Raw genomic sequence first — 13,908 nt, forward strand, 5'->3', positions numbered from 1 at the left:
CACCGTTTGGAGAGGGTGGACGTCCATGGCCGAACTGCACGATCTGACCGCGCTCGAACAGGCCGAGGGAATCCGGTCGGGTGAGCTCTCCCCCGTGGAACTCACCGAGCACTATCTGACGCGGATCGAGCGGCTCGACGACTCACTCGGCGCGTTCCTCACCCGCACCCCGGAGATCGCCCGCAAACAGGCCTCGGACGCCGAGAGCGAGGCCACCGCCGCCCGCCGCGAGGGCCGGGCGCTCCCGCCGCTGCACGGCGTGCCCGTCCCCGTGAAGGACCTCAATCAGGTCGCCGGGGTGCGTTGCACGATGGGTTCCCGGGCGCTGGCCGAGCATGTGCCCACCGTCGACGACCATGTCGTCGACAAGCTGCGGGCGGGCGGCACGATCCTGCTCGGCAAGACCAACACCCCCGAATTCGGGCTGCCTTGCTACACCGAGAACGGCCTGGCGCCACCCGCCCGCACCCCGTGGGACCCGGCGCGCTCGGCGGGCGGCTCCAGCGGCGGCGCGGCGGCGGCCGTGGCCGGCGGTCTGGCGCCGGTCGCGCACGCCAGCGACGGCGGCGGCTCGATCCGTATCCCGGCCTCCGTCTGCGGGCTGTTCGGCATCAAGCCCAGCCGCGGCCGGGTCAGCGGCGGCCCGCTGCTGCACGACATCTCCGGCCTGGCCACCTCGGGCCCACTGGCCCGTACGGTCGCCGACGCGGCCACCCTGCTGGACGTCCTGGCGGGTGCCATGCCCGGCGACCCGTTCGCGGCCCCGTCGCTGCCGCCCGGGGAGACCTTCGCCGCGCACGCCGGCCGGGACCCCGGACGGCTGCGGATCGCCTGCCTCACCGAGGCGCCCGTCCCCGGCGTCGAGGTCCACCCCGACTGCCGCACCGCCACCACCGACACCGCCGCGCTGCTGACCGGGCTCGGCCATGAGGTCGAGGAGTTGTCCCTGCCGTCCGACGACGGCATCCTCCTCGCGTTCACCCGCGTCTGGTCGGTGCTGGCCGCGAGCCGCCCCGTGCCGCCGGAGGGCGAGGAGCTGCTGATGCCGCTCACCCGCCATCTGCGTGCCCGCGGCGCCGAGGTCTCCGGCACGGACTTCGCGCGCTCGATGTACGCGTTCCGGATTCTCGCCCAGTCCATCGCGGACGGCCTGATGCCGCCGGGCACCGGCTATGACGTGATCCTCTCGCCGACGGTGGCCGCGCCTCCGGCCCCGGTCGGCGGGCTGCGCAACGACGCCGACCCCCAGGCCGAGTTCTCCGCCATCGGCGCGTTCACGCCGTTCACCGCGCTCTACAACGCCACGGGCCAGCCCGCGGTGAGCGTCCCGCTGCAGTGGAACGCCGAGGGCCTGCCGATAGGGGTGATGCTGGCCGGGCGGTACGGCGACGAGGCCACCTTGATCGCGCTGTCGGCGCAGCTGGAGCGGGCCCGCCCGTGGGCGGGCCGTACACCGTCCATGTGGTGACGGAAGCCGGAGCGGGTGCGCCCGTCCCTCCCCGGGGCGGGCGCACCCGCGCTCACGGCTCGTCCGTACCGCACCCCCCTGCGCCCTGCTGGGCCGCGGGGTGCCGCTGGTCGCCGCAGGCGCGCTCCCGGGCCCCTTCCGGGTCCATGGCGCTCCGGTCGACCCGCAGCCGCCGTGCGCCGGGGCCCTGCTCACCGAGGTTGTCGTACGGGTTGGACAGCGCGCAGGTCTCCAGCGAGAGGCAGCCGCAGCCGATGCAGCCCGTCAACCGGTCGCGCAGTTCGACGAGTTGGCCGATCCGCTCGTCCAGTTCGGAGCGCCAGACCTCGGAGAGCCGGGCCCAGTCGGCGCGGTTGGGGGTGCGCTCGTCGGGCAGTTCCGCCAGCGCGTCACGGATCACCGCGAGCGGGATCCCCACCCGCTGCGCCGCCCGCACGAACGCGACCCGGCGCAGCGTGTCACGGGTGTAGCGCCGCTGGTTGCCCGCCGTCCGGGTGCTGCTGATCAGCCCCTTGGACTCGTAGAAGTGCAGCGCGGAGACCGCGGCACCGCTGCGCGCGGAGAGCTGGCCGACGGTGAGCTCATGAACCTTGTACGGAAGCTGGGGCACGGTTCAACCCTAGGACGTGTCCGCAAAGTCCCCTCGTCGCCCGAGCCGGGCGTACTCCGCGGGCCCGCACCGGGGGCTGCTCAGCCGTTGACAGCGGGTACCCGCACTCAGCATGCTGAGCAAGCGCTTAGTAAGCGTCGGCCGGTGCACGTCAGCGGCGGATGGATCCCGAGGAGGCGGACAAAAATGGCACAGCCCCGAGTGTTCGGATCGCTCGACGAACTGCGGGACGCAGTCGGTGAGGAGCTGGGCACCACCGACTGGCTGGAGATCGACCAGAAGCGGATCGACCTGTTCGCCGAGGCCACCGGCGATCACCAGTGGATCCATGTGGACCAGGAGAAGGCCGCGGCCGGCCCCTTCGGCACCACCATCGCGCACGGCTATCTCACGCTGTCGCTGCTGCCCGCCTTCGTACCGCAGCTGATGCGGGTCGACAACGTGAAGATGGGCATCAACTACGGCACCAACAAGGTGCGCTTCCCCGCCACCGTCCCGGTCGGCTCACGGCTGCGCGCCACGGCCAGGATCGCCGAGGTGACCGAGGTGTCCGGCGGCGTCCAGCTGGCCACGGTCGTGACGATCGAGCGCGAGGGCGGCGACAAGCCGGTCTGCGTCGCGGAGTCGGTCAGCCGCTTCTACCTGTAGGCGGGCGACGGGCGGGCCGCAGGCCGCCCCGGACATCAAGGTCCTGACGGCCTGCGGCCCGGCCCGCCCGTCCGGGGAACCCGGGCCGGTCTACCTCTCGCGGGAGGCGGCCCGGTCCACCGGCGCACCCACCATGCGCAGCACGAGGTCGGCATAGAGGGTGCCGACCTCGTCGGGCGTGCGCGGGCCCTGGGCCGTGAACCAGCGGGCGACATCCACGCACAGCGACAGCACCGCGAGGGTGGTGCCCGGCACATCGTCGGCGTGGAACTCGCCGCTGTCCGCGCCGTCCTGGATGATCTGCCGCAGCAGTCGGTCCGTCCGGCGGCGCAGGCCGGTGATCTCGGTGTAGTGCTCGGGACTCAGCGCCTGGAGTTCGTACTGGATGACCCGGGCGGTGGTGTGGTGCTCCGCATGCCAGCGGGCGAAGGTCCGTACGCCGTCGCGCAGCCGCTCGGTGGCGCTGCCCTCGGCTTCGGCGGCGGCGCCCATGATGCGCAGCGCCTTTTCGTGGCCGATTCCGCTGATGCGGTAGAGCAGCTCTTCCTTGGTCTTGTAGTGGATATAGAGGGCAGCCGGGCTCATACCGGCCCGGCCCGCGATGTCACGGGTGGTGGTGGCGTGATAGCCACGCTCGGCGAATGCCTCGACGGCCGCGCTGACCAGGCGCCGTGCGGCGTCCGGGGTCACCCCGGCCCACTCCTCGTGCTCCTCTTCGGCCCGCTCCGCCGCCGCACCCATCGTGTACCCCGCTCCTCGATCCGCCAGGGACCCTCCTCTGACGGATCGAACACCATATCGCGCCGCTGAGCAAGCGCTTAGGGTCTGGCGGCAGGCAGCCGGGATACCCGCGGACCGGCCGGTCAGAAAGCGGAGACCCCGGTCAACGCACGGCCGATGACCAGCTTCTGTATCTGGCTGGTGCCCTCGTACAGGGTCATCACCCGGGCGTCCCGCAGCAGCTTGCCGACCGGATACTCGTCGATATAGCCATAGCCGCCGAAGACCTGGAGGGCGTTGTTGGCGGCGCGCACCGCGGCTTCGGAGGCGAACAGCTTGGCCTTCGAGGCGGCGGTGACGAACGGTTCGCCGCGCTCGATCAGATCGGCGACCCGCCAGGTCAGCAGGCGCGCCGCGTCGACATCCACGGCGATATCGCTGATCAGCTCCTGCACCAGCTGGTGCCGGGCGAGGGGCTTGCCGAACTGCTCGCGCTCGCCCGCGTAGCCGAGCGCGGCGTCCAGGGCGGCCTGGGCGATGCCCACACAGCCCGCGGCCACCGACATCCGGCCCTTGGCCAGCGCGGACATCGCGACCGAGAACCCCTTGCCCTCGGGGCCGAGCATGGCGGCGGCCGGGACCCGTACGCCGTCCAGGACCAGCTCCGCGGTGGCCTGGCCGCGCAGCCCCAGCTTGCCGTGGATCTCGCGGCGCTCCAGACCGGGACTGTCCGCCGGTACGAGGAAGGCGCTGATGCCGTGGTGTCCCGGGGCGCCGCCGGTGCGGGCGAAGAGCAGCACGACATCGGCCCAGGTGCCGTTGGTGATGAACATCTTGGTGCCGTCGATGACGTAGTCGTCCCCGTCGCGCACCGCCCGGGTGGCGAGGTTGGCCGCGTCGGATCCGGTGCCCGGCTCGGTCAGGCCGAAGCAGCCGACCGCCTCGCCGGAGGTGAGCCGCGGCAGCCACTCCCGCTTCTGTTCCTCGTCGCCCCATGTGGCGAGGGTCTTGGCCACCAGACCCAGGGAGACCGAGACGATGCCGCGCACCGACGAGTCGGCGCGGCCCAACTCCTCGGTGACCAGGACGTAGGAGAAGTGGTCGCCGCCGGAGCCGCCGTACTCCTCGGGGACGGTGAGCCCGAGGAAGCCGAGGTCGCCGAGCTTCTTCACGATGCCGCGGTCGACCTGTTCCGCACGGTCCCAGGCGGTGGCATACGGGGTGATCTCACGGTCGGCGAAGTCCTTGGCGAGCTGCCGTACCGCGGCCTGCTCCGCGCTGAGCTCCAGGTTCATCTCGGGCCCCTTGTGGACGAGCACAGTTAATTAGCACTGCTAGTTTTTGGTGGGCAGGCTCTACTATGTGCGTCATGGCCCGACCCCGCAAGCCCCTTCTGAGCCGCGAGCGCATCGTCTCCACGGCGCTGGCGCTCATCGACTCCGAGGGGCTGCCGGCGCTCTCCACCCGGCGGCTGGCGGCGGAGCTCGGCGTGAGCGGGCCGTCCCTCTACAACCACTTCACGACCAAGGACGAGATCCTCGACGCGGTGGCCGACACGGTCATCGCCAAGGTCGATGTGTCGGCCTTCGGGGCGGGTGCGGACTGGCGCGCCGGGCTGCTCGACTGGGCCCGCTCCTACCGCGCGGCGCTCGCCACACATCCGCACATCGTGCCGTTCCTCGCCCAGGGCCCCGGCCGCCGCCCGGCCGGGCTGAAGATGGCCGACGCGGCGTTCGGCGGGATGGTCGAGGCGGGCTGGCCGCCCGCCCAGGCCACCAGGATCTGTGCGATGGTCCGTTACTTCGTGGCCGGCTCCGCGCTGGGCTCGTTCGCCCGCGGATTCGTCGACGACCCGGGCGCCTACGACCCCGCCGACTACCCGCACCTGGGCCAGGCCCACCTCCTGGCGGAGCATCAACGCCAGGTGGACGAGGGCGCGTTCGAGACCGGACTGCGGGCACTGGTGGACGGTCTGGCGCTGCAGCACCCGGAACTCGTACCGCCGAACGGCGCCTGACCGCGCAGCGCGGCTCCCCGGCGCACGGCCGCCGCCGCGCGGAGACCGGCCGCCGGGGAGCCGCCTGCGGTCACCTCTGCACGGGCGCCGCCTTCGGCCCGCCGCCCGGCTCGGCCCGTCCGTCCGGTCCGGCCGCCGCGGCGCGGCGGGTGAGCAGCCAGATGGACGCCAGCGCGATGACGGACAGCGCCATGATGTAGCCGGACACCGCCATCGAGGTGCCGCTCGCCTCCAGCAGCAGCACCATCAGGAACGGCGCGAGTCCGCCGCCCAGGATGGCGCTGATCTGGTAGCCGAGCGAGGCGCCGGTGTAGCGCATTTCGGCGGTGAACAGCTCGGCGAACAGCGCGGCCTGCGGGCCGTACATGATGCTGAGGAAACAGCTGCCGACGAAGGTGCCGACGGCCAGCCACAGCAGCGACGCGGTATCGATGAGCAGGAACATCGGCACCGCCCAGAGCAGCAGCCCGACGGCGCCGGCGGCGTAGACCCGCAGCCGGCCGATCCGGTCGGACAGCGCGGCGGCGGCCGGAATCAGGACGAGTTGGGTGAGGCTGACCAGCAGGGAGACGGCCAGCACGGAGGTGCGCCGCATCTCCAGCTCGCGGGTGGCGTAGTCCAGGACACCGGTGATCAGGATGTAGAAGGTGGCGGTGTTCACCGCGAACGAGCCGCCGGCCAGCAAAACCGTGCCGAGATGGTGCCGCAGGATCGTACGCACCGGTGAACGGCGCGCCTCGGCGGCCCGTTCCGTCGCCGCCAGCTTCTCTTCCGCGGCCCGGAATTCGGGGGTCTCCTCGACATGGGTGTGGATATAGCGGGCGAGGACCAGCACCAGTACGCCGACGAGGAACGGGAGCCGCCAGCCCCAGGTACCGAAGGACCGCTCGTCGGTGACCGCGCCGGCCAGCAGGAAGGCGGTGTTGGCGGTCATCACGCCGAGCGGGACGCCGAGTTGCACCAGCGAGCCGTAGAGGCCGCGCTTGCCCTCGGGGGCGTACTCGGTGGCCATCAGCATCGCGCCGCCCCACTGGGCACCGACCGCGAGGCCCTGCAGCAGGCGCAGGACGACGAGCAGGACCGGCGCGGCCAGCCCGATGGTGTCGTACGAGGGCAGCAGGCCGATGGCGGTGGTGGCCAGCCCCATCACCGTCAGCGCGAGCACCAGCATGGGTTTGCGGCCGCGCCGGTCGCCGAGGTGGCCGGCGATCAGACCGCCGACCGGGCGGGCCAAAAAGCCCACCGCGAAGGTCGCGAAGGAGGCGAGGACGCCGGCGGCCTGGCTGCCCGAGGGGAAGAAGGCCGGGCCGAGCACGAGGGCCGCGGCGATACCGAAGACGAAGTAGTCGTACCACTCGACGGCGGAGGCGAGGGCCGCGGCGGTGGCGACCGTGCGGCGGCTGCGGGAGGAGGGCGGGGCGGTGTCGCCGTGAGGCGCGGAGGGGGCCGTGTCCATGCGTGCACACTCCGAGGGGGTGCGGGAAGGGGAGGGGGGCGGCGCCGTGATGTCGGGCGACCGTACCGACCGGCCGGTACGCCGTCAACGGACCGCGCAGCACGAGTTTCCGACGCCCGGATGCGCGCGGGGCCGGGGCACCGCCTCCCGTGCCCCGGCCCGGCTCTGCTCGCCCTGCCCCGCCGTCTAGAACACGACCAGCGCGCGCCCGCCCTTGCCTGCCAGCATCGCGTCGAAGGCGGCCGGGATGCCGTCGAGGCTGATCCGCTCGGTGACCAGGGCGGAGAGGTCGAGCGCGCCGGAGCGGACGTGTTCCGCGATGACGGGGAGGTCGCGGGCGGGGTCGCTGTTGCCGTAGACGCAGCCGGAGAGGGTCCGGCCGAAGTAGAAGATCTCCAGGGCGGAGAAGGTCACCTGCTGGTCCTGCCCGCCGATGCCGACGACCGTCGTACGGCCGCCGCGCCGGGTCGCCGACCAGGCCGTACGGATGGTGTCGGCGCGGCCCACACACTCGACCGCGACATCGGCGCCGATGCCGCCGGTGAGCTTGCGGATGCGCTTGGCGGTGTCCTCACCCGCCACCACGAACTCCGTGGCGCCGGCCGCGCGGGCCAACTCCTCCTTCTCCGACGAGACGTCCACGGCCACGATCGGGCCCGCGCCCGCGATCCGCGCCGCCTGCAGCGTGGCCAGGCCCACCCCGCCGACGCCGAAGACCGCGACCGACTCCCCGGCCCGCACCCGGGCACTGTGGTGCACGGCGCCCCAGCCGGTGAGCACCGCGCAGCCGAGCAGCGCCGCGTCGGCGAGCGGCACGCCGTCCGGCAGCGGCAGCGCGGCCCGCGCGGGCACCACGGTCTCCTCGGCGAACGCGGCGGTGCCCAGGCCGGGGTAGAGCTCGGTGGCGTCGGCGGCGAGCGTGGCGTACGGAGCGTCCGCGGCGCTGCCCGAGCGGGCGCACAGCCAGGGCTCGGCCAGCCCGCAGAAGTGGCAGTCGCCGCAGGACGGTGCCCAGTTGAGGACGACCTGGTCGCCGGGGGCCACCTCGGTCACGCCGGGGCCGACCGCGGTGACGGTGCCCGCGCCCTCGTGCCCGAGGACGGCCGGGGCGGGCTGGCGCAGGGTGCCGTTGGACAGGGACAGATCGGAGTGGCAGACGCCGGCGGCGGCGAGCCGGATACGGACCTGGCCGGGGCCGGGCTCGGGCAGGTTGATCTCGGTGACCTGCAACGGGGCGTTGACGGCGGACAGTACGGCGGCGCGGACCACGGGAGAACTCCTCGGTGCGGAGGGCGGGGCTGGCGGGGCTGGTGGGACTGGCGGGGTGGGGGGCTGGCCGGGCGGCAGGAGTGGCCGGGGCCGGCCGGGGAGGGGAGCGGGTGGCGGCGGGGTGCGGTACCGGCCGTCCCCGCCGCCCGCCGGGTCAGAACTGCAGCGACTTGGTCTGCAGATATTCGCTCAGACCGTGCGGGCCCAGCTCGCGGCCGACGCCGGACTGCTTGTAGCCGCCGAAGGGGGCAAGGGGATTGAACCGGCCCCCGTTGATGTCGACCTGCCCGGTGTCCAGACGGCGGGCGAAGGCGGCCGCCTCGGCCTCGTCGCCCGCCCAGACCGCGCCGGCCAGGCCGTAGACGGTGTCATTGGCGATCCGGACGGCGTCGTCCTCGTCCTCGTACTTCAGGATCGACAGCACCGGGCCGAAGATCTCCTCCTGGGCGATGGCCATCTCGGGGGTGACGTCGGCGAAGACGGTCGGCGCGACGTAGTAGCCCGTCCCGGCGGGCGCCTCCGGGCCGCCCGCCACGACCCTGGCACCCTCGGCGATGCCCTGCTCGATGTAGCCGCGCACCCGGTCCCGCTGCTTGGCGCTGACCAGCGGGCCGACCCGCTCCCCGGGGGCGTACTTGGCGGCCGCTGCGGTCGCCAGCTCGACGGCCTCGGCGTAACGGTCCTTGTGGACCAGCATCCGGGTCCATGCGCTGCAGGTCTGGCCGGAGTTGGCCATGACGTTGGCGACGCCGACCGCGACCGCCTTGGGCAGATCGGCGCTGGGCAGGATGACGTTGGCGGACTTGCCGCCCAGCTCCAGCGCCACCCGCTTGACCGCGGCGCCCGCCAGCGCACCGATCCGCTTGCCGACGGCCGTCGAGCCGGTGAAGGAGACCAGATCGACGCCCTCGTGCTCGGCGAGCGCCTGCCCGGCGACCGGGCCGAGTCCGGTGACGAGGTTGAAGACACCGGCGGGTACCCCGGCAGCGTCGACGCACTCGGCGAACAGCTGGGCGACCAGCGGGGTGTCCTCGGCGGGCTTGAGCACCACCGTGCAGCCGGCCGCGAGCGCCGGGGCGACCTTGGCGACGACCTGGTGCAGCGGGTAGTTCCAGGGCGTGATCGCGCCCACCACGCCCACCGGTTCGTGCAGCACGGTGGAGTTGCCGATCTTCTCCTCGAAGGAGTACGTGCCGGCCAGTTCGGCGTACGAGCCGCAGACCGCGACCGGCACCCCGGCGTGCACCATCTTGCTGAAGGCGAGCGGCGAGCCGAGTTCGGCGGTGACGGTCTCGGCGATCTCCTTGGCGCGCGCGGCGAGTTGGTCACGCAGCGCGGCCAGCCGGGCCGCGCGCTCCTGGGGCGGGGTGGCGGCCCAGCCCGGCAGCGCCGCGCGGGCGGCGCGCACCGCGGCGTCCACGTCCTGGGCCGAGCCGGCCGGGACGGCGGCGATGACCTGCCCGTCGGCCGGGTTGACGACCTCGATCGTGCCGCTGCCCGCGGCGGGCCGCCAGCTTCCGTCGATGTACATCGCGTCGTGCTGCTTCACGTCGTGGTCCTCCCGGGCCGGCTACGGGTCATCCCACCCCCAAACTAGCGCCGGTAGTTTTGCGCGCGCCAGGGACCCCCCACGCCTGTGGCGTGATGGTCGCCACGCCCCCGGGGCGCGGCACCGCCGGCGGCAGCGTGCCCATTTCCTCGCTCACGCCGGTGTATCCCGCCGTGCCGTGGCCCGCGGCGACCGCCCGATCCCCGGCCCCGTTGGCGGCTCGCCCGCACCGCCCCGCGCCGACCCGGTGCGGGCGGCCAGCCCGGCGGAGGCCAGCAGCAGCGCCCCGAGCAGGACGAAGGGCGCGGCGGTGCCCGCCAGGCCGGCCAGCAGTCCGGCGCCGGCCGGGGCGGCGACCTGGCCGAGCCGGTTGCCGGTCAGGCGGAGCGCCAGCGCCGTACTGCGGGCCCGGTCGGGGGCGGCCTGGACGACCGTCGTCATCGACAGCGGCTGGCCGACGCCGAGACAGAAGCCGAGCGCGAGGAGCATCGCTGCCAGCGCCGCCACCGGGACCGGCAGCACCAGACCGCCGCACAGCAGACCGGCCAGCGCACAGCTGCCGGCCATCAGCGCGGTGCGTCCCAGCCACCGGATCATCGGCGTCATCACCAGCCGGCAGGCGATGGTTGCCGCGGCCCGCAGGCTGAGCAGCAGGCCGATGGTGGTGGGGGCGATGGCGCGGTCCTCGCCGATGACGGGGAGGTAGGCGGTGAGGATGTCGGTCGCGGAGAGCACGGCCAGGCTCATGAGGATGCCGGCCGGGACGCCACGGGTGCGCAGAATGGCGCGCACCGGAACCGGTGGCCCGGCCGTACGGTCCGCGGCACCCGGCGCCACGGCGCGGGTGCGCTGTTCGAGGCGCCAGAGCGAGACGTAGGAGACGGCGGCGACGGCGCCGGAGACGAGCAGGGCGGTGGCGCTCGTCGGGGCCATGTGGCCGTCGCGCTCGGAGATCACGAGGCCGGCGGCGGCCGGACCGATCAGCTGGCCCAGGGAGGCGCCGATGGTGAAGTGGCCGAAGTTGCGGTCGCGGTCCTCGGGGGCGCTGCGCCGGGCGACGATCGACTGGGCGCCGATGACGAAGCAGAGGTGCCCCAGCCCCATCACCCCGCTCCAGGCGGCCATCACCGGCAGCGAACCGGCCAGCCCGCTGAGCGCACAGCCACCGCTGATCAGCGCCACCCCGGCGACCAGCAGCGGGGCGCAGCGGCCGTGGTCGGTACGGCGGCCGAGCGGGACGGCGACGAGCAGCGGCAGCAGTGCGTAGACGGCGGTGATCACGCCGATGGCGCGTTCGTCGGCGCCCAGGGCGAGGGCCCGGTAGGAGACGGCCGGCCTGGCCATGCTCACCGCTCCTTGGGCGAAGGAGAAGGTGAGGACCAGGCGCAGCAGCCAACTCCTGCCGGGCCTCGCGGTATCCGGGCCGGTCATCTAGAAGATGCCGAAGAGCACACCGGCGCACAGGACCACCAGCGAGGTCAGCGCGGCCCACTTGACGGTGAACTTGGTGTGGTCGCCGAACTCGACCTTGGCCATGCCGACCAGGACGTAGACGGCGGGGACCAGCGGGCTGGACATGTGCAGGGCCTGGCCGACGAGGGAGGCACGGGCGATCTCGATGGGCGTCACCCCGTGGGCGGCGCCGGCCTCGGCGAGGATCGGCACGATGCCGAAGTAGAAGCCGTCGTTGGACATGAAGTAGGTCAGCGGGATGCTCAGGATGCCGGTGACGATGCCCATGTGCGGGCCGAGCGCGTCGGGGATGCCGCTGACCAGCCAGCGCGCCATGTGCTCGACCATGCCGGTGCCGGTGAGCACGCCGGTGAAGACGGCGGCGGCGAAGACCATCCCGGAGACGTTGAGCACGTTCTCGGCGTGCGCGGCGACGCGGGCCTTCTGGTCCTTCATGTGCGGGAAGTTGACGGTGAGGGCGAGCGCCGCACCGAGGAGGAAGAGGACCGGGATCGGCATGGCCTGCACGATCAGCAGGGTGAGCAGCGCGACGGTGAGCGCGGCGTTGAACCAGTAGAGCTTGGGGCGCAGGGTGGCGCGCTGCGGGTCGAGGACCTGGAAGCCGTCGTCGTCGGCGTGGTCGCCGGAGCCGGTGGCCGCGTCACGGTCGGCGTCGGCGTCGGCGTCGGAGCCGGTGCCCGCACCGCCGGTGCCGCGCTGCGGACCGTCGGGGGTGGCACCCTTGCCGCCCGCGCCGACCAGGACCAGCTCGCTCTCCTTCTCGTCCGCGGCCTCGGTCACCACCCGGGTGTCGCCGAGGGTCAGCAGGCCGAGCCGCTTGCGCTCGCGCCGGCCGAGGACGTACGCGAGGGCGAAGACCGCGACCAGGCCGACGGCCAGGGCGGGGATCATCGGGATGAAGATGTCGCCGGCGTCGAGCTTGAGTGCGGTGGCGGCGCGGGCGGTCGGTCCGCCCCAGGGGAGGGTGTTCATCACGCCGTTGGCGGTGGCGGCGACACCGGTCATGACGACGAGGCTCATCTTCAGCCGCTTGTAGAGCGGGTAGAGCGCCGAGACGGTGATCATGAAGGTGGTGGAGCCGTCGCCGTCGAGCGAGACGATCGCGGCGAGCAGTGCCGTGCCGATCACCACCCGCACCGGGTCGGCCTTGCAGAACTTCAGGATGCCGCGGACGACCGGGTCGAAGAGACCGACGTCGATCATCACCCCGAAGTAGATGATGGCGAACATCAGCATCGCGGCCGTGGGGGCCAGGTCGCCGATGCCCTTGATGACGTAGTCGCCCAGGTGCGCGCCCTGTCCGACCAGGATGCAGAACAGCGCGGGGATGAGCACCAGCGCGGCCATCGGTGACATCTTCTTCATCATGATCAGCGCCAGGAAGGCGGCGATCATGACAAATCCGAGGATTGTCAGCATTAGGGGTACCTCACGTTCGCCCTTGAACATCTGCCGGGGGGTGGCAGTTCAGGCGACGTTAGAGCCGGCAAACTTTTGTTAACAAGGTCTTGACGCGCGAGCAATACGAGCAAAACCCCAGGTCAATACAGATCTCATCGGACGGGCGTGAGCACAACCGGCAGTCCGTTGAGCACCGCGGTGCCCGACAGCGGGTCCAGCAGCCGCCCGGCGTTGAGCTGGTTGACATTGACGCCGGGGTCGGCGGCGGCGACCGTCAGCCGGGTGCCGGGACGGTGGTGGCCCCAGCCGTGCGGCAGGCTCACCACGCCCGGCCGTACGGCGTCGGTGATCTCCACCGGCACCTCCAGCTCGCCGCCGTCCCCCTTCAGCCGCGCCGTCCCGCCGTCGGCGAGGTCCAGCCGCGACGCGTCGTCGGGGTGCACCTGGACCGTGCAGCGGTTGCTGCCGCCGGTCAGCGCCGGGACGTTGTGCGGCCAGCTGCTGTGGGACCGCAGATGGCGGCGGCCGATGAGCAGCACCGAGCAGCCCCCTGACCGGAATCAGCCAACGGCGGACCACCGCGGCACGCCGCCGGCCCGGCACTCACCCGTCGCCCGCGTCCGCCCGGCTCTCACCCCTCCCCCGCGCCCGCCCCGTCCAAATAGCGCGCCAGGTAGGCCCGGAGCAGCTCCTTGGTCTCCGTGACGATGGCGGGATCGCCGGCCGGGTCGGTGCGGAAGGCGAGCTGGAGCAGCGCGTCGGCCGTCTCGACGCCGACCAGGAAGGCGGTGCGCAGCCGCTCGTCGGCGGTGTCCAGACCGAGCGGGCCGGCGAAGAGGGCACGCAGCCGGTCGGCGACCTCGTAATTGGCCTGCCGGGATTCGCGCGGGGCGGGGACGGTGAACTCCACCAGGGCGAAGCCCGGCACCGTCCGTTTCATGGCGAGGTATTCGTCGACCACCACATCCATCGCGTGGCGCCACTGGAGCGGCCGGTCGGCCGGGGCGGTCAGCCGGGCGGTGATGCGGTCCGCGTAGGCGTCGAGATTGCGCCGGGCGAGGGCCTCGGCCATGGCGCGCTTGTTGGGGAAGAAGCGGTAGACGGAGCCGATCGGGACACCGGCGCGACCGGCCACGGCCCGGGTGCTCAGCTCCTCGTATCCGGTCTCCTCCAGGACTTCGGCGCAGGCGTCGAGGATTCTGGCCAGGCGCTGGGCACTGCGCTGCTGGACGGGCGCACGGCGCAGAGGGGCCGGCGGTGTGGCGGGGCGGGGGTTCGGCTGCTGCACCCGACCATC

12 protein-coding genes and 1 pseudogene are annotated in these 13,908 nt (G+C 72.9%); 3 read left to right on the plus strand and 10 right to left on the minus strand.

What is annotated here, in order from left to right; genetic code table 11:
- The first annotated feature begins 25 nt into the window (after positions 1-25).
- Positions 26-1,468, plus strand: a complete 1,443-nt coding sequence (locus ACGFWI_RS18305) for an amidase (RefSeq protein ID WP_393906988.1) — start codon at positions 26-28, stop codon at positions 1,466-1,468.
- Positions 1,469-1,520: 52 nt separating this feature from the next.
- Here the strand turns inward: ACGFWI_RS18305 and soxR are convergent, their stop codons facing one another.
- Positions 1,521-2,078 carry a redox-sensitive transcriptional activator SoxR gene (soxR, locus tag ACGFWI_RS18310; RefSeq protein WP_393906989.1) on the minus strand — a complete coding sequence of 186 codons (558 nt, stop codon included), beginning with the start codon at positions 2,076-2,078 and terminating at the stop codon, positions 1,521-1,523.
- 186 nt (positions 2,079-2,264) lie between these two features.
- Between soxR and ACGFWI_RS18315 the strand changes: the two genes are divergently transcribed.
- Positions 2,265-2,726, plus strand: coding sequence for a MaoC family dehydratase (locus ACGFWI_RS18315; RefSeq protein ID WP_393906990.1), 462 nt, complete (start codon positions 2,265-2,267; stop codon positions 2,724-2,726).
- Positions 2,727-2,816: 90 nt separating this feature from the next.
- On the opposite strand, the gene ACGFWI_RS18320 is transcribed toward ACGFWI_RS18315, so the two are convergent.
- Together ACGFWI_RS18320 and ACGFWI_RS18325 are read right to left on the minus strand one after the other, a co-directional pair.
- Positions 2,817-3,467, minus strand: a complete 651-nt coding sequence (locus ACGFWI_RS18320; RefSeq protein ID WP_393906991.1) for a TetR/AcrR family transcriptional regulator — start codon at positions 3,465-3,467, stop codon at positions 2,817-2,819.
- Between the two features lie 122 nt (positions 3,468-3,589).
- Positions 3,590-4,741 (minus strand): acyl-CoA dehydrogenase family protein, encoded by a 1,152-nt coding sequence (locus ACGFWI_RS18325; protein WP_393906992.1) that lies wholly within the window; start codon positions 4,739-4,741, stop codon positions 3,590-3,592.
- Positions 4,742-4,815: 74 nt separating this feature from the next.
- On the opposite strand from ACGFWI_RS18325, the gene ACGFWI_RS18330 reads away from it, so the two are divergent.
- On the plus strand, positions 4,816-5,463 hold the full coding sequence (locus ACGFWI_RS18330) for a TetR/AcrR family transcriptional regulator (RefSeq protein ID WP_393906993.1): 648 nt from the start codon (positions 4,816-4,818) through the stop codon (positions 5,461-5,463).
- A gap of 70 nt (positions 5,464-5,533) precedes the next feature.
- Here ACGFWI_RS18330 and ACGFWI_RS18335 read toward each other — a convergent pair whose 3' ends face one another.
- The 7 genes and pseudogenes from ACGFWI_RS18335 to ACGFWI_RS18365 all read right to left on the minus strand — a co-directional run bounded on the left by ACGFWI_RS18335 (position 5,534) and on the right by ACGFWI_RS18365 (position 13,899).
- A complete protein-coding gene (locus ACGFWI_RS18335; RefSeq protein WP_393906994.1) occupies positions 5,534-6,919 on the minus strand; it encodes an MFS transporter in 1,386 nt (461 codons plus the stop codon).
- Between the two features lie 186 nt (positions 6,920-7,105).
- The gene (locus ACGFWI_RS18340; protein WP_393906995.1) at positions 7,106-8,188 is read right to left on the minus strand and encodes a Zn-dependent alcohol dehydrogenase; all 1,083 of its coding nucleotides are present in this window, start codon (positions 8,186-8,188) and stop codon (positions 7,106-7,108) included.
- A gap of 154 nt (positions 8,189-8,342) precedes the next feature.
- Positions 8,343-9,737, minus strand: a complete 1,395-nt coding sequence (locus ACGFWI_RS18345; RefSeq protein WP_393906996.1) for an aldehyde dehydrogenase family protein — start codon at positions 9,735-9,737, stop codon at positions 8,343-8,345.
- A 153-nt stretch (positions 9,738-9,890) separates the two neighbouring features.
- Entirely contained in the window at positions 9,891-11,168 is a 1,278-nt protein-coding gene (locus tag ACGFWI_RS18350) for an MFS transporter (protein ID WP_393906997.1), read from the minus strand.
- Entirely contained in the window at positions 11,169-12,629 is a 1,461-nt protein-coding gene (locus ACGFWI_RS18355) for a CitMHS family transporter (RefSeq protein WP_393906998.1), read from the minus strand.
- Between the two features lie 134 nt (positions 12,630-12,763).
- A pseudogene (locus tag ACGFWI_RS18360) lies at positions 12,764-13,150 on the minus strand (molybdopterin dinucleotide binding domain-containing protein); the annotation flags it as partial.
- A gap of 92 nt (positions 13,151-13,242) precedes the next feature.
- The gene (locus ACGFWI_RS18365) at positions 13,243-13,899 is read right to left on the minus strand and encodes a TetR family transcriptional regulator (RefSeq protein ID WP_393906999.1); all 657 of its coding nucleotides are present in this window, start codon (positions 13,897-13,899) and stop codon (positions 13,243-13,245) included.
- Positions 13,900-13,908 lie beyond the last annotated feature (9 nt).

This window comes from Streptomyces sp. NPDC048434, from assembly GCF_043200375.1.
GTDB lineage: Bacteria > Actinomycetota > Actinomycetes > Streptomycetales > Streptomycetaceae > Streptomyces.